The organism is Nonomuraea sp. NPDC005650 (assembly GCF_040605375.1).
GTDB lineage: Bacteria > Actinomycetota > Actinomycetes > Streptosporangiales > Streptosporangiaceae > Nonomuraea.
In genome coordinates, this window is sequence record NZ_JBEXCR010000024.1 from 117,966 (window position 1) to 143,581 (window position 25,616).

The following is a 25,616-nucleotide window of genomic DNA, read 5'->3' on the forward strand; positions in this document are numbered from 1 at the left end:
GTCGGGCCTCAGATTTCCCGCACCAGCCCGGCCGCGAGGTCGTGCTTGATGTCGAGATCCGTCTTCAGCGTGTTGTCGACGGCCGTACGCACTCTGCACCCCGCGTCGGTGATCTCCCCGGCCAGCTGGGTGCACTGGCTGAGCATCTGGTTCGGGCCGTCGTTGCGGAAGTGGGCCTGCCTGAACGCCTCCCCCTCGGCGCCCGAACCCCACGGGGCGGCGGCGAGCGCCTCCTGGACCTGGGCGACCAGCTTCGAGGACTCTCTCTCGAGGTCTTCGGCCATCGAGGACCACTCGGAGAGTCCACGGTCCACGGTCGGCTTGACGATCTGCGTGCCGTCCCAGAGCCTCATCGTTCGCCCTCCATCCGCTCGGCCAGCTGGGTCAGAGCGCTTTCGACGTCTCCGTCGAGGTGCGCCTCAAGCTCCCCTCGGGGGATCACCTGTTCGAGGATCTCCGTGACGCGCTCCCTGGCGCTCGCCGCCGCCCGCTGGGCCGTCTCGACGATCGTGTCGGCGAGCTGCCGGGCCTCAGGCCGCCGGTAGATGCGCGGATCCAGGTCGAGCCCGATGAGCTCGCCGCGCGGTCCGACCGTCACCGACACCAGGCCGTCGCGGGACTTCTCGGTGATCTGGACCGCTCTGGCCTGGGCATGCAACTCCATGCCCCCGTCCTGGATCTGCCGGAACATGTCGCGCAGCTCGTCGGCGTATGCCCTCATCGCCGCCGAATCTGGCTGGTCGAACGACTCCATGACACCCCCCTGAAGCCAAGCCACCCACCGGAAATCCTCTTACGAACCTTCCACGTTTCTAGTTAGTTTCCGTCACATGAACACCATGAGACAAGAGTGTGTTCAAAAGTGTTGTTTCCCGACATTTAGTGGTTCGGAATGCTCATGGAGATCCGCGATCTCGGCCCGGGGCACCCAGAGGCGGTACACACCTCGCTCGACGCGCTCCAGCCCGAGCTCCACCGCCGCGGGCGCGGATCCGCCCAGGTATTCGAGCAGCAACCGTCCGTCACGCTCGTCGTGCACGTGGAACCGCTCGCCCCGCCAGGTGCAGACCGTCGTCACGAAGTGCAGGGCCGCGCACTCGGACGCGGGCACCGGGCGCACGTGGCAACCGGGCTCGACCTCCTCGAACCCGTCCGCCGGCTCGGTGCTGCGCAGCCGTATCCACAGCTCCAGGGAGTGCGGCTCGGGGCTGGCCACGTAGTCCGCCCCCTGCCAGCGGGCCCGGTAGAAGTGCCAGCTCATCCCGTTCGCCTCCCGACCAGCAGCCACCGCCTCAGATCGCCGTGGTAGATCGCCCGCCGGTGCTCCGTCCCCCTGGAGGTGAGCTCCCAGATCTCCGAGCCGTGCGGCAGGCCCACGCCGTACACCTTGTACTCGCGGATGACCTGATCCACGTTCGGCACCAGGCCCATCCCCACGAACGGCGGCTCCTCGACCACCCAGCCCGCCACCGCGGCCCTGCCCTCCTCGTCCGTCCCGCCGTAGGGGGTGCGGTAGCCGGCCAGGCCCACGGGGCGCCAGCGCAGGATGTTCAGCGAGCCGTTCTCGGTCAACAGGTCCGGCTGTCCCAGCGCCTCGGCGAGCACGACGGGCGTCGCGATGTGCGAGACGTCCAGGGCGTGATGGCAGTAGCCGGAGACGCGCGGCTCGCCCCCGGTCAGCAGGTCATGGACGTCCGAGGGCGACAGCAGCTTCTGGACCGCCGGCACCCCGGAGCCGGGATCGAGCATGAGGTCCTGGGCCAGCGTGGGCACCGCCAGCCTGGCCACCGTTCCGGGCTCCAGCATGAAGGCGGCCGTCAGCCCCGGATTGATCGCCAGCCCCCATCGCGGGTCCGGCCAGCCGGCCGCCAGCTCGACCGGCGACAGGACCCGGCAGTGCGTGGCCACGCCCCCGGTGGCCAGCCGCATCGCCTCCACGGAGGTGTAGGCGAGCAGCCACGTCCGCTCTTCGGAATCGGTGGCGGTCGCCCACGCCGGAGCCTCGGTCCCGTCCGCCGCGGCGACGGTGATCGGCAGCGCCAGGTCCGCGTCGCGGAGCAGGCTCAGGCACAGCGCGTCCTCCCCGTCCCGGTGCGCCGCCCACAACCGCTCCTCGAACGGCGTGGCCGGTTCGTGATCGCTCGACGTCATCCGGACAGTTTGCCGGAATGGAACGCGTCAACCCAGGGCGTGATCGAGATTGAAGGCGGCGCTGATCAGCGCCAGGTGGGTGAACGCCTGGGGGAAGTTGCCGAGCTGCTCCCCGGAGCGGCCGATCTCTTCGGCGTACAGGCCCAGGTGGTTGGCGTAGCTGAGGATGTTGTCGAAGACCCGGCGGGCCTCCTCCACCCGGCCCGCCCTGGCCAGCGCCTCGACGTACCAGAACGTGCAGATCGAGAACGTGCCCTCCGAGCCCTGCATCCCGTCGGGGCTGACCTCGGGGTCGTAGCGGTACACCAGCGAGTCGGAGACCAGCTCCTCGGCGAGGGCGTCCAGCGTGGACAGCCATTTCGGGTCCATGGGCGAGACGAACTTGGCCAGGGGCATCATCAGCACCGACGCGTCCAGCACGTCCTCGCCGAAGTGCTGGACGAAGGCGTTGAGCGTGGACGAGTAGCCGTGCCGCATGATCTGGCGGTAGATGCCGTCGCGGGCCTCGCGCCAGCGCGGTATGTCGGCCGGGAGCCCGCGGTGGATGGCCATGCGCATGGCCCGCTCGATGGCCACCCAGCACATGAGCCTCGAATAGACGAAGTCCTTGCGCCCGCCGCGGGTCTCCCAGATGCCTTCGTCCGGCTGGTCCCAGTTTGCGGAGACCCAGTCGACCAGCGTGCACAGCTCGTCCCAGCGGTCGCTGGAGATGGGCTTGCCCCATTTGTCGTACAGGTAGACGGAGTCGATGAGCGCGCCGTAGATGTCCATCTGGAGCTGGCCGGCGGCGGCGTTGCCCACGCGTACCGGGGCCGATCCGCGGTAGCCCTCCAGGTGGGGGAGCTCGCGCTCAGGGAACTCGACGCGGCCGTCGATGCCGTACATGATCTGCAGCGGGCCCGAGTGGTCGCCGCGGCCGAGCGTGACGTGCTCCGACAGGAAGTTCATGAACGCCTCGGCCTCTTCGGTGAAGCCCAGCCTGAGCAGCGCGTACACGCAGAAGGCCGCGTCGCGCACCCACACGTAGCGGTAGTCCCAGTTGCGCGGGCCGCCGATCTGCTCCGGCAGGCTCGTGGTGGGCGCCGCGACGATGCCGCCGGTCGGCGCGTACGTGAGCAGCTTCAGCGTCAGCGCCGAGCGGTGCACCATCTCCCGCCACCTGCCGCGATAACGGGAGCCGGACAGCCACGACCGCCAGAACCGCACCGTGTCGGCCAGCTCCTGCTCGGCCTCGGCGAGCGCGCACGACTTCGGGCCGAGCCCCGCGCCCGCCCGGTCGAGGGCGAAGACGGCCTGCTCGCCCTCGGAGAGGGTGAACCGCGCCCGCACGTCGCGCCCGTCGCTCTCCAGCGGCACGGTCGAGGTCAAGGTCAAGGAGAGCTCGGATGACTCGAACGTGGCCAGCCCGTCGTGCATCCGCACGGTGTGCTCCTGCGCGGCGTAGTCGAACCGGGGCGCGACCAGCACGCGGAACGGCAGCGAGCCGCGCACGCACACCAGCCGCCTGATCAGCCGGTGCCGGTCGGCCTCATGCGTCTCCTCCTCGACGACCGGCATGAAGTCCTGGACCTCGGCCACGCCCTCGTCCGCGAAGAAGCGGGTGACCAGCACGTTCGTGTCGGGGATGTAGAACTGCTTGGTCCGGATGTCGAGGTCGGCGGCCAGCTCGAAACACCCGCCCCGCTCGGCGTCCAGGATCGAGCCGAACACGCTGGGCGCGTCGAAGCGCGGGCAGCAGTACCAGTCGATCGTGCCGTCCGTGCCGACCAGGGCGACCGTCCGCAGGTCGCCGATCAGCCCATGTTCGCCGATCGGCAGATATCCCATGACATCAAACTAGACCCGTCAAGGTCGGCAGTTGCCAAAACATCCGGCAAGGGATGTACTGCCTCGTGGGTCCGGACGGCCTCGGGGAGACTGCCACGATGGATTTCTCGATTCTGGGATCCTTGCGCGTTCAAGGCGCAGAAGAGCCGGTTCGGCTGAGCGCCAAGCAGCGCGCGGTCCTCAGCGTCCTGCTCCTCCACCCCAACGTCGTCGTTTCGACCGAGCGCTTGGTCGCTGCCGTGTGGGACGACCCGCCGCGCTCGGCCGTGGCGAACCTCCAGACGTACGTCTCACAGCTGCGCCGCGTCATCGGCGGCACCACGCTCCACCTGCGCACGGAGTCCTCCGGGTACGCGTGCGAGCTGGCGCCCGACCAACTCGACCTGCTCGCGTTCGAGGAGGCCGTACGCCGGGCGCGGCGCGCGCGGCAGTCGGGCGAGCACCAGGCCGCGGAGCAGGCCTACAAGGCGGCGGTGTCCCTGTGGCGGGGCCGGCCCGCGGAGGACGGCCGGCTCGGCAGCGCGATGGAGCCCAGGATCGCCGAGCTGGAGGAGCAGCTCCTCCTGGCCAGGTCCGAGTGGATCGACGTCCGGCTGGAGCTCGGCGGCGAAGACCTGGTGGCCGAGCTGCGCACGCTGGTGGCCGCCCACCCGCTGCGGGAGCGGCTGTGGGCGCAGCTCATGCTGGCCCTGCACAGGAGCGGCCGGCGCAGCGAGGCGCTCGACGCCTTCCGCCAGGCCCGCGCGGTGCTCAGCAACGAGCTCGGCATCGAGCCGGGCCGCGAGCTGGCCGACCTGCACGCCGCCCTGCTGGCCGGCGACCCCGCGCCGAGCGCCACCGTCTCCCACCGCGCGCCGCTGTGCCAGCTGCCCGCCGACACCTCCGACTTCGTGGGCCGCAAGGCCGAGCTGGACGCGCTGCTCCCCGCCGCGCGGGCCCGGCCGGACCGGATGTCGCCGCCCATCGTGGTCGTGTCGGGGCTGCCCGGGGTGGGCAAGACCACGCTCACCGTGCACGCCGCTCACCTGTTACGCGCCGACTACCCCGACGGCCAGGTCTTCCTGCGGCTGGGCCGGGACGCCGCCGGCCCGCGCCGCCCCGAAGACCTGCTCGGCGAGCTGCTGCGGTCGCTGGGCGTGGACGGCACGCTGGTCCCGGGGCCGCTGGAGGAGCGGGCGAGCCTGCTGCGGCAGCGCCTGGCCGACCTGGGCGTGCTCATCGTGCTCGACGACGCCCAGGACGAGACGCAGGTGCGCCACCTGCTGCCGGGCACCGCGCGGAGCTGCGTGCTGGTGACGTCCAGGTCGCGGCTGCCCGCCCTGGAGGGGGCCACCCGGCTGCAGCTCGATCTGCCCGGCGAGCACGACGCCCGGCTGCTGCTGGAGCAGGTGGCGGGTGGGGCGCGCTTCCGCGCGGCGCCGGAGGCGGCGCGGGCGATCCTCAAGGCCTGCGGGTTGCTGCCGCTGGCGATCAGGGTGGCGGGCGCGCGGCTGGCGATCCGCCCCTCCTGGCCGGTCGGCGTGTTCGCCAGCAGGCTGGAGGACCGGCGGCTCGACGAGCTGATCGTGGGCGGGCTGGACGTGCGGGGCACGTTCGGGGAGAGCTACGCGGCCCTGCCGGAGCCGGCGCGGCGCGCATTCAGGCTGCTCGGGCTGGCCGACCTGGGGAGCATCGCCGAGTGGTCGGCGGCGGCGCTGCTCGGCTCGACCGGGCTGGAGGCGGACGCGGCGCTGGAGACGCTGGTCGCCAGGGGGATGCTCGACTCGGGCGAGGTCGACGGGGCCGGGCAGCCGCGTTACCGGCTGCACGACCTGTTACGCGTGTACGCCGAAGAGCGGGCCCGGGTGGAGGACGACCCGGCGGAGCAGCGGGCGGCGCTGGCCCGGCACGTGCTGGAGTGCCTGCGCCGGCTCAGGGCGGCGACCAGCGACCTGCCCATTCCGACGGCGCCGCCCTACCCCCAGGCTGAGGCGCCGGCTGAGGTGGGCGACGGGGTCGGGATCGCGTGGCTGGCCGCGGAGCGCAGGACGCTCGTCCACAGCGTGTCGGCGGCCGTCGAGCTGGGGATGGCGGAGGAGGCGGCCGAGCTGGCGCACCATCTGTCGGCGTACCTGAACCTGGAGGGGTTCTTCGACGACGTGGAGCGGCTGCAGCGGATGGTGATCGCGGCGGCGCCGAGCGAGCGGATCGCGTTGCGGGCCGAGCTCCTGCTGGCCGCGGTGCCGCTGGCGCGCGGGGCCTACCCGTCGGCGGGGGAGCACTTCCAGCGGATATATCGGGATTGTTTGCGGATCGGGGACTCGCACGGGGCCGCGTACGCGCTGATCAACCGGGTGGCCTGCCTCCACGGGACCGGGCTGTTCGAGGAGGGGCTGGAGGACGCGTACCGGGCTATCGCCCTGCTGGAGGAGCTGGGCGACGAGGGCGGGCTCGACTACGCCTGGACGTGGCCCGTCTACATCCACATGGAGCTGGGCCGGTACGGCGAGGCGGTGCGGCTCTGCCAGGAGCGGCTGGCCAAGGCGGGGGACGACCGGCGGGCGCGCGGCGACCTGCTGCGGGCCCTGGGCACCGCCTGCTACCTGCGCGGCGAGGTGGCCGAGGCCGTGCGGTGCTACCGGGAGAGCTTGGTGGTCAGCGAGCTGATCGGGGATCGCGTCGCGGCCAGCAAGGGGCTGCGCAGGCTCGGGGAGGCGCTGGGGGCGCTCGGGCGGTTCGACGAGGCCGTGGAGGCGCTCGACCGGGCCAGGTCGCTCTTCCGCGAGTGCGGGGACGGGCTGGGGGAGGCGCTGGCCACGTACGCGCTGGGTGAGGTGCGGCTGCGGCAGGGGCGCGCCGCGGAGTCGCTCGGCCTGCTGGTCACCGCCCGCGACGGGCTCGGGCCGGGCGGGCCGCCGACCTGGCGGGCCCGCGTGCTCAGGGAGCTCGGCCGCGCGTACGCCGAGCTGGGCGAGCACCCGTGCGCGGCGGCGGTGTGGCGCGAGTCGGCCGAGCTGTTCGAGAGCGGCCCGGAACGGGCCCAGGTCGAGGCGCTTCTGGGCGCGGACCAGGGCTGACGGACCCGGGGTGACGGACTCGGGCTGACGGACCCGGGCTCGGGCTTGGGCTGACGGACCCGGGCTCGGGCTTGGGCGTGCGGCCTCATCCCGCCGGGCGGTGGCCTCATTCCGCCGGGCGGTGCCGCACCACGGGGACGGTCTCGACGCCCGCCTGCCGGGCCGCCCGCCGGGCGCTTCCCGGCGTGGGGCCCTCGCCCGCGAGGTCGCCGTCGGCCAGCGCCACCCACACGCCCGGAGGGATCGCCTCGCCCAGCGCCCGCTCCACCAGGGGTCGCGACGGCGCCGGGACGGGGCGGGTGCGCCAGAAGAGCCACTGCGCGACGATGAGCGGGCCGAGCGTGGTCAGCAGCGGGATCGCGCCGCTCCCGGCCAGGAAGGCCGTGGCCGCGGCGGCCAGGAGCGCGGCGTCGATCCCGGCGGCCAGCCAGCCGGCGCGCCTGCCGTACCTCTTGTACGCCACCAGCGGCCACAGCGTGAGCATGAGGCAGTCGCCCAGCCCGACGAGCGAGGCGTCGGCGCCGTAGCGGGTGGCCAGCACCGGCGCGAACGGCAGCCCGTCCAGCCGCGCCACGAAGTCGAGAGTGAGCGAGCTGAGCCCGGTGGCGAACGTGTCGTAGCAGGTCAGAGCGGCGGCCAGGGCGGCCACCTGGGCCGGGGTGACGGCCGTCTGGACCCAGAGGTTGACCACGCCGACGACGAGCAGGACCACCGCCACGTCGTTCAGCACGAGGACGGCGGGCTCCCAGCCGGCGAAGTACGCGGCCACGTCGCCGCCGCACAGCAGCCCCGCCGCGATCGCCGCCGCCCGCCCGCCGAGCACCGGCGCCAGGGTGAGCTGCGTGATCGTGAACACCACGACGCCGAAGACCGTCACGACGATGCCGACGGGGATGTGCAGGTACGCGAAGGGCATCGCGATCAGCGCCACGATCATGACGGCGATGTCGGACCCGACGAACTTGCCGACCGGCGGGCGCGGAATCTCGTACCGGGACAGGAACAGCGCCGCCAGCGCGACGGTCAGCGCGATGAGCGCGTGCAGGCCTAGGACGTGCGCGGTCATCGGACTCCGATCGGGAGGTGCGCGGCGTGCTCGAAGCTCTGCTCGATCAGGTCCGCCCGGACTTGGCAGGGGTGCGGCAGGTCGTCGGGGCTCTCGACCAGCACGATGCCCTTGAGCCTCGTCCCGGCGGCCCGCTCCTCCAGCCGGCCGAGCAGCGCCGGGTCGTCCTTGCCCGACACCACGTGCAGAATCCCGTCCTCGATCGCGAACCTGCTCGGCAGCGGCAGCGCGTGCTCGGCCTGCAGCAGGTCCAGCACGTCACGGGTGGTCACCTCGCCGTCCACGGCGCGTCCCAGGACGCGGGAGGTCGCCGGGATCGCCGCCAGCGCGCACGTGGGCGGCTCGGGCAGGGTTCTGACCAGGTCGCCGGTGACGTACCGGAGCAGCAGCGTGGTGTCGCGGAAGGTGGAGTACGGGGTGACGACCAGGACGCCGAGCGAGTCCGGCCCGGCGGGCTCCATGGTGACCGGGTCGAGCACCTCGACCAGCCCCTGGTCGGAGGGCAGGTGCAGGTGGCCGTCGGCGCAGACCCGGCCGGTGACGGGTGCGATCTCGGTCATGGAGTAGCCGTCGTAGACACTGGCCCCCAGGGCCTCCTCGGCGCGCAGGCGCAGCGCGTCGGTGAGCACCTCGCCGCCGGAGGTCACCTCGACCAGCCCGAAGTCGCGCGGGCTCCAGCCGCCGCGCTCGGCCTCCTGCACCAGCGCGGCCAGGTAGGAGGCGGTCACGTTCAGGTGTGTGATCAGGGGCTGCTTGCCGGGGACGTGCATGGGAGTGGCCAGCCGGTCGAGGGTGGCGCGCGGGTCGATCATGCCGAGGTGCACGAAGCCCGCGCCCGTCATCGGCACCGCCCGCTCGGCCACGATCTGGGCGATGGAACGGGAGCTGATGGCGTTGGCCCACAGATGCTCGGAGCGCAGGCCCCCGTTCAGCATGGCGGCGAGCGCGGCCATGGACGACATCAGCTCGATCTCGTACGCGGAGAACCACACGAGCGTGGGGCTGCCGGTCGTGCCGGTCGTGTGCGCGAGCACGGCGGGACGGGCCAGGTCGGAGACGAACGCGGCGGACATGCCGCGCAGTGCCTGCTTCGGGGTGGGCGGGACGGCGGCCAGGTCGTCCGACTCCAGGCCGCGGTAGTACGGGACCTCCGCGCGGGCGTGCTTGATCGTGCGGCGCAGGCGCCGCTTCGTGAGGTCCTCCTGGATCTCCGGGTCGGCGGCGGCCAGCATGTCGTCGGAGCCCTCCCCGGGCGATCCGAACGCCTCCATGGTCGCCCGCGTGTCCTCCACCAGCGCCCGCACGTCCTTGATCCGGAACCTGCGGCCGGACAGCATCGTCCACGCGTAGCCCAGTTGCCGCACCGCTGTGCCGAACACGCCTCACCCTCCTGTCGCGATGGTGCAGTGTCCCCCAGGCCGGGAGTGCCCGGGGGACACCCGGGTGTCAGCCGTTGAGGACGAAAACCGCGGTCGACAGCGTGCTGATGGCGTACTTGGCGTACCGGCGAACGGTCTTGACCATGGGACTCTCCCTCGTTGTTCGGGACGAGGGGCCTCTTGCGCCCCTCTGCCGTAAACGATCAGGCCGGGTCCTACAGGGCCGCTACAAACCCGCTACATGCCTGCGCCGCCGCAGGACCAGGCCGGTGGCGGCGGAGGTGAGGACGAGCAGGGAGCCCAGCGCGACCAGCGCCCGCCCGTCGGGCCCCGCCTCACCACCGCCCCCGGTGTCGGCCGCGCCCGCCGGGGTCCTGGTGGAAGTCGGCTTCGTGTGGGTTTCTGTGGGGTGGGGCTTGCGGTCTCGCTGGTCTCGGGGCTGGGGACCGTGGTCTGGCCGGTCCCGGGGATGGTGAGGGGTTCCGAACTGCTCGGGAAATGCGAGCGAACGTGAGCGAACGTGAGCGAACGCATGTTTCAATGAGTGCGTGAAGCTTGCTGAGTGGGCGCGGTCGCAGGGCATTCACCCGCAGACCGCTTACCGGTGGTTCCGGGAGGGCAAGATGCCTGTCCCGGCCCGCCGTCTGCCCACCGGCACGATCGTCGTGGACATCCCGGCTGCCGGGAACTCGGGCGGGGTCGCGTTGTATGCGCGGGTGTCTTCCCACGATCAGCGCGCCGACCTGGACCGGCAGATCGCTCGTCTGACCTCTTTCGCCACCGGTGCCGGACTGCGAGTGGCGGCGTCGGTGACCGAGGTCGGCTCCGGGGTGAACGGTCGGCGGCCCCAGCTGATGCGGCTGCTGGCGGATGCGTCCATCCCGGTCATCGTCGTCGAGCACCGCGACCGGCTGGCCAGGTTCGGCGTGGAATGCGTGGAGGCGGCGCTGGCCGCCCAAGGCCGCCGCCTGGTCGTGGCCGACCCCGGCGAAACCCCCGGCGAGGCCCCCGACGACCTGGTGCGCGACATGATCGAGGTGTTGACGTCGATGTGCGCGCGCCTGTACGGACGGCCCGGGGCTCGCAACCGGGCGCTGCGGGCGCTCACCGCCACCAAGGCCGCCGATCGGCAGACCCCATGAAGGTCGTCCAGGCCTACCGGTACGCGCTCGACCCCACCCCCTCGCAGGAGGGCGCGCTGGCCTCGCACTGCGGTGCGGCGCGCTTTGCGTTCAACTGGGGCCTGGGCCTGGTCAAGGCCGCTCTCGATCAACGGCAGGCGGAGAAGACCTACGGCATCAGCGGAGACCTGCTGACCGAGGTGCCCTGGTCGCTGCCCGCGCTGCGCAGGATGTGGAACATCGCCAAGGGCACGGTCGCACCGTGGTGGGCGGACAACTCCAAAGAGGCCTACAACAGCGGCTTGGATGGCCTGGCGCGGGCCTTGAAGAACTGGTCGGATTCCCGCAAGGGCGAACGGAAAGGCAAACGGCTGGGGTTTCCCCGGTTCAAGTCCAAGCACCGCGCCGCACTGTCGTGCCGGTTCACCACCGGCACCATCCGCCTGGAGGCTGATCGCCGTCATGTGAGGCTGCCCCGGCTGGGCAGAATCCGCACCGCGGAGTCGACCCGCAAGCTCGCCCGGCACCTGGAGCGCGGCACGGGGCGGATCATGTCAGCCGCCGTCCGGTACGAGGGCGGCCGGTGGTTCGTCTCCTTCACCTGCCAGATCGACCGGGCCGACCACGCCTCGGCCGAGCCTGATGCCGTGGTCGGCGTGGACCTCGGCGTCAAGGCGCTGGCGGTGCTGTCCACCGGTGAGACGATCGACAACCCCAAGCACCACCGCACAGCGCTGCGCAGGCTACGCAGACTGAACAAGGAACTGGCTCGCCGCCAGGGCCCCCGTACCCCGAGCGGGGGCAGGCGTGAGGCGTCGGCCCGCTGGCGCAAGACCAAAGGCGCGCTCGGCAAGGCACATGCGCGGGTGGCTGGCCAGCGGCGCGACGGCCTGCACCAGCTCACCAGCCGCCTGGCCGCCACCTACGGCACAGTCGTGGTGGAAGACCTCAATGTGTCGGGAATGCTCGCCAACCGCCGCCTGTCCCGCGCCATCGCCGACGTCGGCATGGCCGAGGTGCGGCGGCAGCTCACCTACAAGACCACCTGGAGGGGCGGCAGGCTCATCGTGGCCGGCCGTTGGTTCGCCTCCTCCAAGACCTGTTCCGGCTGTGGCGCGGTGAAAGCCAAGCTCGCCCTGTCGGAGCGCACCTACGCATGCGCCGCCTGCGGCCTGGTCCTCGACCGGGACGTCAACGCCGCACGTAATCTGGCCGCCCTCGCGGCCGACGTCGCCCAGAGTTGCGGGGAGACGCAAAACGCTCGTGGAGCCGGTGTAAGACCCACCCCGGGTGGGCTGTCGGCGGTGAAGCGGGAACCCCCGATAGGGGGAACGCCGGGCCGCAAGGTCACGGCTGCCTGACCTGTGCTCGCATTCGATCACATTTCAGGTAACGGTGACAGCTGGGACGAGCACGCACGCCTGGTTGACAGCGCCGGGCGCACTAGGGTGACGGCATGGGCTTCATCGTCACCACGGGTGTCACCGGCCGCCTCGGCGGGCGGGTGGCCGCGCTGCTCGCCGCCGCAGGGGTCGAGCAGCGGCTCGTCTCACGGCAGGCCGACCGCGTCGCCCCGCTCGCGGGCGCGAGCGCGGTCAGCGCCGAGTACGGCGACCCCGGCGCGATGCGGCGGGCCCTCGAAGGCGCCTCGACCGTGCTGTTCGTGTCCGCGTCGGAGAGCGCCGACCGCCTCGACCGGCATCGCACGTTCGTGGACGCCGCCCGCGACGCCGGTGTCGCGCACCTGGTGTACATCTCGTTCTACGGCGCCGCCCCGGATGCCACGTTCACCCTGGCGCGCGACCATTGGGCCACCGAGCAGCACATCCGCGGCAGCGGCCTGCCGTTCACCTTCCTGCGTGACAACCTGTACGCCGACTTCCTGCCGGGAATGGTGGGGGAGGACGGCGTGATCCGCGGCCCGGCCGGGCAGGGGCGGGTCGCGGCGGTGGCCCAGGACGACATCGCGGAGGCGGCGGCCGCGGTCCTGCTGGACCCGGGCGCGCACGAGGGGGCGACCTACGACCTCACCGGGCCGGCGGCCCTGACGCTGGACGAGGTGGCCGCCGCGCTGACCGGGGCGACCGGGCGGGCGGTCGCGTACCACCCGGAGACGGTCGAGGAGGCGTACGAGTCCCGCCGCGGCTACCACGCGCCCGACTGGCAGGTGGCGGCATGGGTGTCGACGTACCAGGCCATCGCGGCCGGTGAGCTGGAGGGGGTCGGCGACGGGATCCCCACGCTGACCGGGCACCCCGCGACCATGTTCGAAGAGCTCCTGGCCAAGGGGCAGGGCTAGTCCGGCCACTCCTCGCCCCAGCTTTCGCTGTTGCTGCAGATCTTCACCGAGGCGGTCTTCCTGAACCTCGTGGGGGTCACCACCTCGAAGACGATGCTGTACGTGCCGGCCCCCTTCCACGTGATGGACGGCAGCAGGGGTTTCGACGAGGATGTGCCCTCCTGCCTGCCCTGGTTCTGGCCGTTGACGAGCCATCGGTAGCTGTAGGTGCCCGTGGCCGAGACCTTGGCCCAGATGTTCGTGTCGTTTCGCCAGCAGCCGCTCAGCTGGTAGCCCTCGTAGGTGAAGGTCACGGACTTCACCCCGCCGCCACCGCTGGTCGCGGTCGGTCTGGACGTGCTGGGCTTCGTGGTGGGGCTCTTCGTGGGGCTCTTCGTCGGCCTCGTGGTGGGCTTGGACGTGGGGCCGACGCTGGGCTCCGCGGTGGGGCGGGGCGTGGTGGTGGCCTTGGGGGTTTTGGAGGTCTTGGGCGTTTTCTGGGACTTGGGGGTCTTGGCGGGTTCCTTGGCCCCGGCGCCCGTGTCGGAGGCGGTGGGGGTGGAGGCCGTGACGATGTTGGCGGTGGTGGCCCGGCCGGGCCACCAGGGCGCCCAGACCCAGGCGGCCGCCACGGCGCCGGTCACGACGACCGCGGTCCCGCCGGCGACGAAGGCGAGGATGAGCCGATTGCCGGAGGTTGATCGTCCGGGGTTGGTCCGGAGGTGGGAGACCGGCAACTGATGGGGAAAGGGGCCGCCGGGGGGCTGCGCGGGTCCCCGATTCGGACCGGGCCCGCCCGGGAAAGGCGCCTGACCGGGGACGGCCCCATGCGCGGGCCCTCCCGGAAACGGCCCCGGACCTGCGTGCCCCGGGCCTGCGTGGCTTGGGGCTGCGTGCCCTGGACCCGCATGCCCCGAGCTCCCGTGCCCTGGGCCCATGGGCGCTGAGCCCGGCCTTGCCGGACCGGGGGAGGCGACGTGGGCCGGCGGGGGTGCCTGGCCGCCGATGAGCTGGAAGAGGACGTCGTGCATGGCCGGGCGGGCCGCCGGGTCCTTGGCCAGGCACGCGTACACGATGCCCCGCAACGGATGCGGGAGGCCGCCGAGCTGCGGCTCCTCGTACTGGATCCGTCTGAGCACCGCGGGCACGGAGTCGTTGCCGAACGGCGGGGCGCCCGTGGCCGCGTACACCATCACGGCCCCCCACGCGAACACGTCCACCGCCGGACCCGCGGGCGCGCCCATGAACTGCTCGGGCGCCATGTACGCGGGCGTCCCCACGACGCTGCTGGTACGGGTCAGCGCGGCGTCCATCGCGCGGGCGATGCCGAAGTCGATGACGCGCGGCCCGTCGCGCCCGAGCAGGACGTTCGCGGGCTTGAAGTCGCGGTGGACCACGCCGGCCCGGTGGATGGCGGCCAGCGCGGTGGCCGTGGCGACCGCGAGCCGCTGCAGGTCGGCCCCGGTATGGAGACCGGCCTGCTGGAGCGAGGGGCCGTCCACGTACTCGGTCACGATGTACGGCCGCGCGCCCAGCGAGGCGTCGAGCACCTGCGCGATGCAGAACGGCTCCACCCGGCGCGCGGCCGCGATCTCCTTCGCGAACCGCCCGTCACCCGGCAGCCCCTCGCGCAGCGCCTTGACGGCGACCCGGGTGCCGTCGGGGGCGGTGGCCAGGTAGACCACGCCCTGGCCGCCCTCGCCGAGCTGCTTGACGACCCGGTACGGGCCGATGGACTCCGGCGTCATCATGTCGGGATGGCGCAGACGTTGAACGAGATGCTCTTCTGCGCCGCTGACGGAGAGGTGACCTTGAGGGCGACCGTGTGGCGCCCGGCCTTGAGCATGTACTGGCCGGAGGTCGACGCGAACGCGGTGTACCCGCCCTTGGACACCCAGGATCTGCTCCGCGAGACCGCCTTGCCGTCGAGCAGCCACGTGTAGGAGACCCACACCTCCTGCCGGGACGCCTCCACGTTGGTCTGGAAGTGGATCGGCGGCATGTAGCAGCCGCTTCCCTGGCTCTGGCCCGGGCCGCCGAACAGCTCGATCGCGAGAACGCTGATCCTGGTGTTCGCGACCGGCTTCTTGGTGGTCTTGATGGGGGTGGGAGTCGAGGTCGGGCGGGCCGTGGTGCGCTTGGGGGCGGGCGTCGTCGAGGGCGTCGTCGGCGTGGCCTTGGGGGTGCTCTTGTTCGTGGGTTCGCGGGTGGGCTTGCGGGTCTTCTGAGGCGGCGTCCTCGTGGCCGTGCGGTGTTTCGTGGTCTGGGTGGTTGCGGACGGGCTGGGCCCATCGGCGGCGAGCGACGCCTCGCCGGTCTGCTTCGACCAGGGGGCCAGCCAGACGACACCGCCGACCAGCGCCACCACCATGACCCCCGACACCCCGATGGCCACCGGCAGCACGATCCGCCGCCCCGCCGCCCCCCGCCCACGGGCCCCCACCACCGGCCCCTGCCCCGGCATGGCCCCCTGCATCGGCATCGACCCGTACCCTGGCCCCGCAACCTGCCCTGGCCCTGGCCCCGGCCCCGCAACCTGCCCCGGCCCTGGTCCTCCAACGTGCCCGTGCCCAGGCCCGGCAACCGGCCCTGGCCCAGCAACGTGCCCTTGGCTAGGTCCGTTTCCCGGCCAAGGAACCTGCCCCGACCCCTGCCCCTGCCCCGGCGCCAGCCCCTGGCCGGGCATCGGTCCCCAAGCGGACCCTGGCATCGGACCGGACCCCATCCCCTGGGGAACCCCGGGCATCGCTCCCGACCCCGCCCCTAACCCTTGAGGCGTTCCCGATCCCGGCGGCTGGAAGAAGTGCTGTGGCGGTTGAGGACCCTGCCCGCCGCCGGCGGGATTCTGCCCGCTCAGCAGCCGCAGGATGACATCCCGCATCGTCGGCCGGGCACGCGGATCCTTGGCCAGGCATTCGTACAGGATGCCCCGCAACGGATGCGGGAGTTCGCCCAGTTGGGGTTCGTTGTGGAGGATGCGGTTGATGATGGCCGGCAGCGTGTCGTGCCCGAACGGCGGCGCCCCGTTGGCCGCCCACACGATGACCGACGCCCAGGCGAACACGTCCGCGGGCGGCCCCACCGCCTGCCCCGCCAGTTGCTCGGGCGCCATGTACGCGGGCGTGCCGACGATGCTGCTCGTATGCGTGACGGCGTCGTCCATGGCGCGCGCGATGCCGAAGTCGATGACGCGCGGTCCTCCGGGGCCGAGCAGCACGTTCGCGGGCTTGAAGTCCCGGTGCACGATGCCCGCCTGGTGGATGGCGGCCAGCGCGGTGGCCGTGGCGACCGCGAGCCGCTGCAGGTCGGCCCCGGTATGGAGACCGGCCTGCTGGAGCGAGGGGCCTTCCACGTACTCGGTCACGATGTACGGTCGCGGGCCGTTCAGCGAGGCGTCCAGCACCTGGGCGATGCAGAACGGCTCCACCCGGCGCGCGGCCGCGATCTCCTTCGCCAGCCTGTCGTCGAACCCTGCGCCCTCGCGCAGCACCTTGACCGCCACGGGGCTCCCGCCGGGAGCCTGCCCGAGGTAGACGGTCCCCTGACCGCCCGCGCCCAGCCGCCCGAACAGGCGGTATTCCCCTACCTGCGCCGGGTCATCCTCCCGCAGCGGTTCGACTTGCGGCATGAGAGAAGTGACTCCTGAGACGGGGGCGGCTGATCGTTACGTACGATAGCGACTGCATACGGATTTGTGGCGAAGTTCCGGATCTGTCGGAAACCTTCCGGCCACTCGGGGCCCGGCCAGAAGGGTGCGATCATGCCGCTGACCACGGACGACGAGCTGGAGGGCTCGCCCGTCGTGGCCAACAGCCTCATGAACCGCGAACGCCGCCTCCCCTCCTACAACCGCGAGCTCGGCATTGACGTCGTCGACGTGCTCCGCGCCACGGGTGCCCGACCGGCGCGCTGGCTGGACCTGTGCTGCGGTACGGCGAACGCCCTCAACGAGGCCACCGGCCTGCTCGGGCAGGACGCCGAGATCGTGGGCGTGGACCTGGTCGACTTCTTCGCCTGCCCGCCGAGACCTCCGGGGCTGCGACTGATCGCCGCCTCCGCCGCCACCTGGCGCCCCGAGGCCCCCTTCGACCTCATCACCTGCGTGCACGGCCTGCACTACGTCGGCGACAAGCTCGCCCTCCTGGCGAAGGCCGCCGACTGGCTCACCGAAGACGGCCTCTTCGTCGCGAACTTCGACACCCGGAGCATCCGCCTCCCGGACGGCTCCCCCGCCGACCGCCGCCTGACCGCCGCGCTGCGCTCGCAAGGGATGACGTACGACGGGCGTACCAGGAGGATCAGCTGCCGGGGCCGCAAACGCCTCGACCTCCCGTACCGCTACCTGGGCGCGGACGACCAGGCCGGCCCCAACTACACCGGCCAGCCCGCCGTCAACGCGCACTACGCCCCGGCCTGAGCCTCCCGGAACTGTCGGTGCGGCCTGGCAGAGTGTCCCCGGATCGGCCACCAGGGGCGTGTGCCGACGTCACGCGAACGCGGGGAAGGGAGCACGGTGTCCGATCACAACCACCGAAGCCCAGCCCAGCCCCACGCCCCCGACACACCGAACACCCACCACCCCACCTTGAGCACCACGGCCGCCGAGACCAACGCCCAGCCCGCCATGAACGCCCTGCCCACCATGGGCGCCGAGGTCAACGCTCAGCCCGCCACGGCCCCGCACCCTGACGCCGCCGCTCCAGCCGCCACAGCCAACGGACGGGAGGCCGGGGCCCGATCCGTCACCGACGCTCCAGCCGTCACAGGTGTCCGGCCTGGTGCCGAGGCTCGGCCGGATGCCGACTTCCCGCCCGATGCCGACTGCCCGCCGGCATCCGGCCTCCCGCCGGATGCCGACCTCCCGCCCGATGCCGGTGCTCCTGCCGTGGCGGGCATCCAACCCGATCCCGGCGCGGGTGGGCAGCGCGAGGCAGGTAGGCGAGGAGCCTCGGTGCGTCTGATGTTCGCGCCGCTGGCGGCCACCGACTTCCGGCGCTACTACCTGGGCCAGACCGCCTCCGCGTTCGGCGACTCGCTGACCCCGCTGGCGATCGCCTTCGCCGTGCTGCACCTCACCGGATCACCCGCAGACCTGGGGATCGTGGTCCTGAGCACCCGGCTGCCCGTCATCCTCCTGACCCTGCTGGGCGGCGCGGTCGGCGACCGGTTCTCCCGCAGGACCGTCATGCTGCTCGCCGACCTGACCCGCTTCGCCGCCCACGGCATGACCGCGTTCCTGCTGCTCACCGGCACCGCGAACCTCTGGATGCTGGTGGCCCTGCAGTTGGTCGCCGGCGCCGGATCGGCGTTCTTCGCCCCGGCCGCGGCGGGCCTCGTCACCGGGCTGGCGGGCAGGGAGCACGTGCAGGCGGCCAACTCCCTGATCTCGATCTCCAGGAGCGCGGCGTCGATCCTGGCGCTGGGCGCAGCCGGAGCCCTGGTGGCGCTGGTCGGGCCGGGCTGGGCCGTCCTGGTCGACGCGCTGACGTTCCTGGTGAGCGCGGCCTTCCTGTACCGCCTGCCTCTGGAGGCGGGACGACCGCGTCCGAGCGGCGGCGTGCTGGCCGGCATCGGCGGTGGGATCGCGGAGTTCTCCCGGCACCGGTGGCTGTGGATGTGGACGCTCCACAGCGCGCTCACGAACGTGCTCGTGGTCTCCCCGATCCTGGTCCTCGGCCCGTACATCGCCGACCGGCACCTCGGCGGCGCCCCGGCCTGGTCGGCCATCGGCATCGCGTACGCCGTCGGCGGGCTGGCCGGCGGCTTCGTCGGGGCCCGCTGGCGGCCGGGGCGGCCCATGGTCGCGGCGCTCCTCTTCTTCCTCCTGATCACCCCGCTCCCGGCCCTGCTGGCGATCCCCGCCGAGACCTGGGCACTGGCGCTCGCCGCGGTGGCCGCCGGCATGGAGCTGGTCGTCTACAACGTCCTCCAGACGACCTCCATCCAGCGCCACCTCCCCGAGGCGTTCGTTGCCCGCGCCACCTCCGTCACCATGCTCGGCGCCCTCGTGGCCGCGCCCGTCGGCATGGGCCTGGCGGGCCCCGCGGCGGAGCTCTTAGGCAGTGGGCCCGTCCTGAGCGCGGGCGCGGTGATGGCCGTGCTCCTCACGGCCGTGACGTTGTGCGCGCCGCCGGTGTGGCGTATTCGTAGCGAACCCGGCTGAACTTTCCGCCGGGTTTGCCACTCGAAGCATGCGTACCGTTTGACACAGGGGAGATCATCGTGAAGAAGCTGCTTGTGGCCGTCCTGGCAGGCGGGGCTCTGCTCACCGCCGGCACGCCCGCGCTCGCGCAGTCCGCCGCTACCACGCTGGGGCCGTACGGCTACGGCAAGGTCAAGCTCGGCATGAGCGCGAAGCAGGCCAAGGCGACCGGAGCGGTTGTGCCCAAGACGTCGGGTCAGGACGGCACGTGCTCGGGCTGGGACCTGAAGGCCCTCCCCAGCGGCAAGGACAGCGTGGGCCTGTACATCTCCAAGAAGCGCGGCGTCGCTGTGATCTTCGCCGCGAAGGGGGTCAAGACGCCCGAGGGCATCGGCCTCGGCTCCACGATCAAGCAGATCAAGAAGGCGTACCCCCGCGTCAAGACCGCGGCGAGCGGGTACCCGTACACGGCCGTCCCCGGCAACTCCAAGGCCTACTACTCGTTCCTGCTCTCGAAGGGCAAGGTCTACGAGATGGCGCTCGGCCTCAATACCCAGGACTGCGTCAACTGACCGAGCGGCCGGTCAGGGGAGGACGGATCGTACGGCCTCCTCGGACCGGCCGACCACCGTCGTCCCGTCGTCGGCCGTGATGATCGGCCGCTGGATCAGGATCGGGTTCTCCGCCAGCGCCCCGATCCACCGGTCGCGGGCGTCGGCGTCCCGCGGCCAGGTGTCCATGCCGAGCTCGGCCGCCCGCGCCTCGCCGGTCCTGGTGATGTCCCAGGGTTCGAGGCCGAGCCTGGCCAGGACCGCGCCGATCTCGGCCGCGCTGGGCGGGTCCTCCAGGTAGCGGCGCACGGTGTACTCGGCGGCCTCGGCGTCCAGGATGGACAGCGCGGAGCGGCACTTCGAGCACGCCGGGTTGATCCAGATCTCCATGACACCCGACAGTACCGAGCTAATGGGGGGCGAGCGGCAGCGACGCGGTGACGACCAGGCCGCCGCCCTCCCGGGGCTGGGCCCTGACGTCCCCGCCGTGCGCCACCGTCACCGACCGTACGATCGACAGCCCCAGCCCCGCGCTCCTGGCCGTGATCACGCGCTCGGCCCCGTGCCGGTGGAACGGCTTGAAGAGCTGCGGGATGTCGTACGGCGGCACGCTCGGCCCGGTGTTGCTGACCTCGACCTCGGCCAGCCCACCCGATTCGCCGGCCACGGTACGGCTGACCACCCGCACCCAGCCGGTCCCGTCGTCCACGTTGTGCCGGATGCCGTTCTCGACCAGGTTGTGCACCAGCCGTTCGAGCAGCAGGGCGTCCCCGGCGGTGGGCGCCTGCGCGGTGACCTCGTACACGGTGACCTTGGACTCGTGGGCGTCCGCGGCGGTCTGCCTGACCACGTGCGTCACCACGTCGGCCAGGTCCACCGGGGAGCGGTCCGCGACCTCCTGCTCCGACCTGGCCAGCAGCAACAGCCCGGAGATGAGCCGCTCGTGGCGGGCGTTGATCTCCAGCAGGCTCTCGCCCAGATCCTTGATCTCGGCCGAGGCCGTACGGCGGTGCATGGCCAGCTCGACCAGCGCCCGGTTCAGCGTGAGCGGCGTGCGCAGCTCGTGCGAGGCGTTCGCCACGAACCTGCGCTGCCCGTCGAAGGACTGGTCCAGCCGCTCCACCATGGTGTCGAACGTGTCGGCCAGCGTCTTGACCTCGTCGTCCGGCCCCGCCAGCGCGATCCGCTCGTGCAGCCCGCGCTCGGCCATGGGCGCGGCGGCGATCCTGCGCGCCGTCTCGGTGACCTGGTGCAGCGGGCGCAGCACCCGTCCGGCGACCACCCAGCCGAGCAGGACGGCCGCGGCGCCGACCACGACCAGCGCGATCAGGCCCTGCGTCAGCAGTGACGTGACGGCCGCGCCGCGCAGCTTCAGCTCCTGCTGCCGCAGCCACTCGTACGCCGCGTCGCCGGTGAGCTTGACCCCGTTCTCGACGAAGATCAGCTGCTTGAACCGGCCCGGCGGGGCGGCGAACCTGCTCTCGAACGTGTTCGTCAGCTGCTGGTTGAACAGCAGGTAGGTGACGCCGAGCAGACACAGCCCGGCGAGCATGAACACGGCCCCGTACAACAGGGTGAGCCGTAGCCGCAGCGTGGGCCGCGGGCGTACGAGCCGTCTCAGGAAGCTCATGAGATCCGGTACCCGACTCCCGGCACGGTCTCCACCACCGGCGGGTCGGCGAGCTTGCGGCGCAGCTTGAGAATGGTGAGCCTGACCGCGCCCGTGAACGGGTCGGCGTGCTCGTCCCACGCCTTCTCCAGCAGTTGCTCGGCCGAGACCACGTTGCCGTTCGCCCGCATCAGCTCCGTCAGGACGGCGAACTCCTTCTTCGCCAACGGGACGAACCGCCCGTTCCTGAAGACCTCCCTGCGCGCCGGGTCCAGCGTGATCCCGGCCCTGCGCAGCACCGGCGGCACGGCCGGTCGCGAGCGCCGTCCCAGCGCCAGCACCCGCGCGGCCAGTTCGGGGAACGCGAACGGCTTCGACAGATAGTCGTCGGCCCCCAGGGACAGTCCCGTGACCCGGTCGTCGAGCTGGGCGGCGGCGGTCAGCATCAGCACCCGCGCGTCGCGCTCGGACGCCACCAGCTCCCGGCACACGTCGTCGCCGTGCACGCGCGGCAGGTCGCGGTCCAGCACGACCACGTCGTAGTCGTTGACCGCGATCCGTTCCAGCGCCGCCTCGCCGTCATGCGCCAGATCGACCGCGTGCGTCTCCTCACGCAGCCACTCGGCGATCGCGTCGGCGAGCAGCAGCTCGTCCTCAACCACCAGCACCCGCATCGTGCACCTTTCTTCTGCCTACGGAGCCGAGTGTGGCGTAGTCGGCATTTGGTCAAAATAAGCCGCCGGCGGAAACGCTGAGGAAACAGCGGCCCCTATTGCATCTCACCTCGAACCACGTTCATTCGATGGAGGAGAAACCCATGCGAGGACGAGCCCTCAGCGTGTTGGCCCTGGCGCTCACCCTGACCCTGGCCGCCTGTGGCTCCGGCGACGGCGGCGGCTCCGACGTGGCGTCGGTGTCCGGCACCGGCACCCAGGCCGCGGCCAGCGCGAAGCCCAGCGAGGACCCGCACGAGCGCGGCCTCAAATTCGCCCAGTGCATGCGCGAGAACGGCGTCGAGGTCCCCGACCCCGAACCCGGCAAGGGCATCATGATGAAGTTCGACGGCAGCGTCCCGCAGGAGAAGGTCCAGGCGGCCCAGGAGGCGTGCAAGCAGTACGCGCCGACGATGGGCGGGCAGGGCGGCAAGATCGACCCCCAGCGGGCCGAGGCCCTGCGCAAGGTCGCGCAGTGCATGCGTGACAACGGCGTCGAGTCCTACCCCGACCCCGAGGGCGGCATGGTCCGCATCAACGGCGACGTCGCCCAAGACCCCGACTTCAAGTCCGCCCAGGAGAAGTGCCAGAAGGAGCTCTCTGAGGCGGGCATGGGAGGCATGTGATGGGGATGGCCACCATTGACGGGAAGGCGGAGCCCGGCTCCCCGCCTTCCCGGCCGCGCCGCCGTCGCGGCCGGGGCAAGGTGGTCGCCGGGCTCCTGATCGCGCTGGCCGCCGCGGGCGGCGGGTTCGTCGCGATCAACAGCGCCGGCCTGCTGAAGGGCGGCGCCGGCCCCACCCAGTCGGCCGCCGCCGTGCCGCCGGCCACCACCACGGTGACCAGGCAGACCCTGAACGACACCAGGGACGCCGACGGCGAGCTCGGCTACGGCCCGGTGACCACGGCGGTGAGCAGGAAGCCCGGCACGATCACCTGGCTGCCCGACAGCGGTGCCCAGATCACCCGCGGCCGGTCCCTGTACCGGGTGGACAACCAGCCGGTCATGCTCATGTACGGCGACACGCCCGCCTACCGCGACCTCAAGGTCGGCGTGGAGGGCAAGGACGTCGAGAACCTGGAGCGCAACCTCAAGAAGCTCGGCTACGACGGCTTCACGGTCGACGACGAGTACACCTACGACACGGCCGAGGCCGTCAAGGAGTGGCAGGAGGACCGCGGCCTGGACGAGACCGGCGTGGTCGAGCTGGGCCGGGTCGTCTTCGCCCCCGGCAAGGTACGGGTGGAGAGCCTGGAGTCCGAGAAGGGCCAGCCGGCCGCGCCTGGGCAGAAGGTCCTGACCTATACCGGCACCTCCAAGGTGATCACGGTCGAACTGGAGGCCGAGGACCAGCGGATGGCCAAGAAGGGCGCCAAGGTCCAGGTCACGCTGCCGGACGGCAAGAACGTACGGGGCAAGGTCACCGAGGTGGCCACGGTCGTCAAGCCGGGCGAGGGCCAGAACGCCGAACCGGAGACCCGCGTCGAGGCGCTCGTCTCGATCGGCGACTCCAAAGCCGCCAAGGGGCTGGACAAGGCGGCGGTGGGCGTGACGTTCACGGCCTCCCAGCGCAAGAACGTGCTGACCGTGCCGGTCGCGGCGCTGGTGGCGCTGCGCGAGGGCGGCTACGGCCTGGAGGTCGTCGAAGGGGGCGGGTCCCGCTACGTCAAGGTCGAGACGGGGCTGTTCGCCGGGGGACGGGTCGAGGTCAGCGGTGACGGGCTCACCGAGGGCATGGCCGTGGGGATGCCGAAATGACGTACCCCATGATCGCGCTGGCGGACGTGTCCAGGACGTACCCCGGTGGCGTGGCGGCGCTGCGGGAGGTGTCGCTGCGCATCGAGCACGGCGAGCTGATCGCCATCGTCGGGCCGTCCGGCTCGGGTAAGTCGACGATGCTCAACGTCGTCGGCACCCTCGACCGGCCCACGTCCGGGACCATCCACATCGACGGGTACGACGTCTCCAAGCTGTCCGACAACCAGTTGTCGGCGCTGCGGGCCACCACGATCGGGTTCGTGTTCCAGTCGTTCCACCTCGCCGCGAAGGTCCCGGCCCTGGACAACGTGGCCGACGGCCTCGTCTACACCGGCCTGAGCCGGTCGGAGCGGCGCCGCCGCGCGGCCGAGGCGCTCGAACGGGTGGGGCTCGGGCACCGGATGGACCACGAGCCGCACGAGCTGTCCGGCGGCGAGCGGCAGCGCGTGGCCATCGCCAGGGCGGTGGCGGGCGACCCGCCGCTGCTCCTGGCCGACGAACCGACCGGGGCCCTGGACTCGGTGTCGGGTACGGGGGTGATGGAGCTGCTGCGCGAGCTGAACGCGGCCGGCACCACCATCGTGATCATCACGCACGACCGGGAGATCGCCGCCAGCCTGCCCAGGCAGGTGCGGATGCGCGACGGCCGGATCATCTCCGACACCGCGCGGGTCCCGCTGGAGGCGGTGTGATGACCGTATTGGAGGTGGCTCGGCCGAAGTTGTCCCCGGCCAGGATGCGGCCCCGGGACGTGATGCGCGTCGGGGCGGTCGGCCTGCGTACGCGACCGCTGCGGGCCTTCCTGTCGGCGCTCGGCATCGCCATCGGCATCGCGGCCATGGTCAGCGTGGTCGGGCTCTCGTCCTCGTCGGGCGCCGAGCTGGACCGTACGCTCTCCGCGCTGGGCACCAACCTGCTCACGGTCTCGTCCGGCACCACGCTCATGGGCGAGGCCGCGCAGATGCCGACGGACGCGGAGGCGATGATCGAACGGATCGGCCCCGTCCAGGCGGTCTCGTCGATCGGGCGCATCGGCGACGCCAAGGTCTACCGGTCGGAGCAGATCCCCAAGGCCCAGACCGGCGGCATGACCACGTACGCGGCCCGCCTCGACCTGCCCGCGACCGTCGGCGCGACCCTGCGCAGCGGGACCTGGCTCAACGCCGCCACCGAACGCTACCCGGCCGCCGTGCTCGGCTCCTCCGCCGCCCAGCGGCTCGGCGTCGGCTCGATCGGGCCGGACACGCAGGTCGTGATCGGCAGCGTCCGCTTCGCGGTCGTCGGGGTCATGAACCCGGTGGCGCTCGCCACCGAACTGGACAGCGGCGTCCTGGTCGGCTGGCCGGTGGCGGAGTCCCGGCTGGGCTTCGACGGGCACCCGACCACGCTCTACACCCGTTCGGAGGAGGCCAAGCTGGAGGCCGTCCGCCAGGTGCTGGCCGGCACCGCCAACCCGGAGGCGCCCAACGAGGTGGACGTCTCCCGCCCGTCCGACGCCCTGGCCGCCAAGCAGGCGACCAGCCAGGCGTTCGCCAACCTCCTGCTGGGGGTGGGGGCCGTGGCGCTGCTGGTGGGCGGGGTGGGGGTGGCCAACACGATGGTCATCTCGGTGCTGGAACGCCGCGCCGAAATCGGCCTCCGCCGCTCGCTCGGGGCCACCCGGGGGCAGATCCGCACCCAGTTCCTCGCGGAGTCGCTGCTGCTGTCGGGCCTGGGCGGGGGAGGGGGGATCCTCCTGGGGACGGGGGTCACGATGGGGTACGCGCTGTACAGCGGCTGGCCCTCTGTGGTCCCGGCCTGGGCCACCGGCGGCGGCCTCGCCGCCACCCTCGCCATCGGCGCCGTGGCCGGCCTCTACCCCGCCATCCGCGCCTCCCGCCTCTCCCCGACCGAAGCCCTCTCCACCCCTTGACCCTCCGGGCCCGACACGGCCCGGGGGCTCACCAAGGGGCGCTTGCGGTGGT

General features: G+C 72.1%; 23 protein-coding genes. 11 read left to right on the forward strand and 12 right to left on the reverse strand.

Annotated features, from left to right (window positions below; translation table 11 throughout):
* Window positions 1-8: 8 nt before the first annotated feature.
* The 5 genes from ABZS69_RS36845 to ABZS69_RS36865 all read right to left on the reverse strand — a co-directional run bounded on the left by ABZS69_RS36845 (window position 9) and on the right by ABZS69_RS36865 (window position 3,978).
* A complete protein-coding gene (locus ABZS69_RS36845; RefSeq protein WP_355380211.1) occupies window positions 9-353 on the reverse strand; it encodes a hypothetical protein in 345 nt (114 codons plus the stop codon).
* Window positions 350-754 (reverse strand): YbaB/EbfC family nucleoid-associated protein, encoded by a 405-nt coding sequence (locus ABZS69_RS36850; RefSeq protein ID WP_355380213.1) that lies wholly within the window; start codon window positions 752-754, stop codon window positions 350-352. The genes ABZS69_RS36845 and ABZS69_RS36850 overlap by 4 nt, the downstream gene beginning before the upstream one ends.
* 102 nt (window positions 755-856) lie before the next feature.
* Window positions 857-1,261 (reverse strand): hypothetical protein, encoded by a 405-nt coding sequence (locus ABZS69_RS36855; RefSeq protein ID WP_355380216.1) that lies wholly within the window; start codon window positions 1,259-1,261, stop codon window positions 857-859.
* Window positions 1,258-2,151, reverse strand: a complete 894-nt coding sequence (locus ABZS69_RS36860; RefSeq protein WP_355380218.1) for an SseB family protein — start codon at window positions 2,149-2,151, stop codon at window positions 1,258-1,260. Before ABZS69_RS36860 ends, ABZS69_RS36855 begins: the two co-directional genes overlap by 4 nt.
* Window positions 2,152-2,178: 27 nt before the next feature.
* The gene (locus ABZS69_RS36865; RefSeq protein WP_355380220.1) at window positions 2,179-3,978 is read right to left on the reverse strand and encodes a glycoside hydrolase family 15 protein; all 1,800 of its coding nucleotides are present in this window, start codon (window positions 3,976-3,978) and stop codon (window positions 2,179-2,181) included.
* Between the two features lie 122 nt (window positions 3,979-4,100).
* Here ABZS69_RS36865 and ABZS69_RS36870 point away from each other — a divergent pair, with 122 nt between their 5' ends.
* Window positions 4,101-7,034, forward strand: coding sequence for a BTAD domain-containing putative transcriptional regulator (locus tag ABZS69_RS36870; protein ID WP_355380222.1), 2,934 nt, complete (start codon window positions 4,101-4,103; stop codon window positions 7,032-7,034).
* Between the two features lie 106 nt (window positions 7,035-7,140).
* On the opposite strand, the gene ABZS69_RS36875 is transcribed toward ABZS69_RS36870, so the two are convergent.
* Together ABZS69_RS36875 and ABZS69_RS36880 are read right to left on the reverse strand one after the other, a co-directional pair.
* Window positions 7,141-8,100, reverse strand: a complete 960-nt coding sequence (locus ABZS69_RS36875; RefSeq protein WP_355380224.1) for a hypothetical protein — start codon at window positions 8,098-8,100, stop codon at window positions 7,141-7,143.
* Window positions 8,097-9,479, reverse strand: a complete 1,383-nt coding sequence (locus ABZS69_RS36880) for an AMP-binding protein (RefSeq protein ID WP_355380226.1) — start codon at window positions 9,477-9,479, stop codon at window positions 8,097-8,099. Before ABZS69_RS36880 ends, ABZS69_RS36875 begins: the two co-directional genes overlap by 4 nt.
* 548 nt (window positions 9,480-10,027) lie before the next feature.
* On the opposite strand from ABZS69_RS36880, the gene ABZS69_RS36885 reads away from it, so the two are divergent.
* The 3 genes from ABZS69_RS36885 (at window position 10,028) to ABZS69_RS36895 (ending at window position 12,899) form a co-directional block, all read left to right on the forward strand.
* Window positions 10,028-10,621, forward strand: coding sequence for an IS607 family transposase (locus ABZS69_RS36885; protein ID WP_355380229.1), 594 nt, complete (start codon window positions 10,028-10,030; stop codon window positions 10,619-10,621).
* On the forward strand, window positions 10,618-11,961 hold the full coding sequence (gene tnpB / locus ABZS69_RS36890; RefSeq protein WP_355380231.1) for an IS607 family element RNA-guided endonuclease TnpB: 1,344 nt from the start codon (window positions 10,618-10,620) through the stop codon (window positions 11,959-11,961). The genes ABZS69_RS36885 and tnpB overlap by 4 nt, the downstream gene beginning before the upstream one ends.
* Before the next feature lie 95 nt (window positions 11,962-12,056).
* Window positions 12,057-12,899: an SDR family oxidoreductase gene (locus ABZS69_RS36895; RefSeq protein WP_355380233.1), complete on the forward strand. Its 843-nt coding sequence runs from the start codon at window positions 12,057-12,059 to the stop codon at window positions 12,897-12,899.
* Here the strand turns inward: ABZS69_RS36895 and ABZS69_RS36900 are convergent.
* Window positions 12,896-14,629, reverse strand: a complete 1,734-nt coding sequence (locus tag ABZS69_RS36900) for a protein kinase (RefSeq protein WP_355380235.1) — start codon at window positions 14,627-14,629, stop codon at window positions 12,896-12,898. The two genes, ABZS69_RS36895 and ABZS69_RS36900, sit on opposite strands and share 4 nt — an antisense overlap.
* The gene (locus ABZS69_RS36905; RefSeq protein ID WP_355380236.1) at window positions 14,626-16,506 is read right to left on the reverse strand and encodes a protein kinase; all 1,881 of its coding nucleotides are present in this window, start codon (window positions 16,504-16,506) and stop codon (window positions 14,626-14,628) included. Before ABZS69_RS36905 ends, ABZS69_RS36900 begins: the two co-directional genes overlap by 4 nt.
* 132 nt (window positions 16,507-16,638) lie before the next feature.
* Here ABZS69_RS36905 and ABZS69_RS36910 point away from each other — a divergent pair, with 132 nt between their 5' ends.
* The 3 genes from ABZS69_RS36910 to ABZS69_RS36920 all read left to right on the forward strand — a co-directional run bounded on the left by ABZS69_RS36910 (window position 16,639) and on the right by ABZS69_RS36920 (window position 19,592).
* Complete coding sequence (locus tag ABZS69_RS36910; RefSeq protein WP_355380237.1) at window positions 16,639-17,295, forward strand: methyltransferase domain-containing protein; 657 nt, start codon at window positions 16,639-16,641, stop codon at window positions 17,293-17,295.
* Between the two features lie 168 nt (window positions 17,296-17,463).
* On the forward strand, window positions 17,464-19,041 hold the full coding sequence (locus tag ABZS69_RS36915; RefSeq protein ID WP_355380239.1) for an MFS transporter: 1,578 nt from the start codon (window positions 17,464-17,466) through the stop codon (window positions 19,039-19,041).
* Between the two features lie 59 nt (window positions 19,042-19,100).
* A complete protein-coding gene (locus tag ABZS69_RS36920) occupies window positions 19,101-19,592 on the forward strand; it encodes a hypothetical protein (protein WP_355380241.1) in 492 nt (163 codons plus the stop codon).
* Between the two features lie 12 nt (window positions 19,593-19,604).
* Here the strand turns inward: ABZS69_RS36920 and ABZS69_RS36925 are convergent, their stop codons facing one another.
* Genes ABZS69_RS36925 through ABZS69_RS36935 form a run of 3 tightly spaced genes read right to left on the reverse strand, consistent with a single transcriptional unit; the run spans window position 19,605 to window position 21,854 of the window.
* Window positions 19,605-19,961, reverse strand: a complete 357-nt coding sequence (locus ABZS69_RS36925) for an arsenate reductase family protein (protein ID WP_355380243.1) — start codon at window positions 19,959-19,961, stop codon at window positions 19,605-19,607.
* Window positions 19,962-19,980: 19 nt separating this feature from the next.
* A complete protein-coding gene (locus tag ABZS69_RS36930; protein WP_355380245.1) occupies window positions 19,981-21,201 on the reverse strand; it encodes an ATP-binding protein in 1,221 nt (406 codons plus the stop codon).
* Window positions 21,198-21,854 (reverse strand): response regulator transcription factor, encoded by a 657-nt coding sequence (locus tag ABZS69_RS36935; RefSeq protein ID WP_355380247.1) that lies wholly within the window; start codon window positions 21,852-21,854, stop codon window positions 21,198-21,200. Before ABZS69_RS36935 ends, ABZS69_RS36930 begins: the two co-directional genes overlap by 4 nt.
* A 143-nt stretch (window positions 21,855-21,997) precedes the next feature.
* Between ABZS69_RS36935 and ABZS69_RS36940 the strand changes: the two genes are divergently transcribed.
* Genes ABZS69_RS36940 through ABZS69_RS36955 form a run of 4 tightly spaced genes read left to right on the forward strand, consistent with a single transcriptional unit; the run spans window position 21,998 to window position 25,564 of the window.
* Window positions 21,998-22,519 (forward strand): hypothetical protein, encoded by a 522-nt coding sequence (locus ABZS69_RS36940; RefSeq protein ID WP_355380249.1) that lies wholly within the window; start codon window positions 21,998-22,000, stop codon window positions 22,517-22,519.
* Between the two features lie 5 nt (window positions 22,520-22,524).
* Window positions 22,525-23,652, forward strand: a complete 1,128-nt coding sequence (locus tag ABZS69_RS36945) for a peptidoglycan-binding protein (protein ID WP_355380252.1) — start codon at window positions 22,525-22,527, stop codon at window positions 23,650-23,652.
* On the forward strand, window positions 23,649-24,344 hold the full coding sequence (locus tag ABZS69_RS36950) for an ABC transporter ATP-binding protein (protein WP_355380254.1): 696 nt from the start codon (window positions 23,649-23,651) through the stop codon (window positions 24,342-24,344). The genes ABZS69_RS36945 and ABZS69_RS36950 overlap by 4 nt, the downstream gene beginning before the upstream one ends.
* Window positions 24,344-25,564 (forward strand): ABC transporter permease, encoded by a 1,221-nt coding sequence (locus ABZS69_RS36955; protein ID WP_355380256.1) that lies wholly within the window; start codon window positions 24,344-24,346, stop codon window positions 25,562-25,564. The genes ABZS69_RS36950 and ABZS69_RS36955 overlap by 1 nt, the downstream gene beginning before the upstream one ends.
* Window positions 25,565-25,616: the final 52 nt, after the last annotated feature.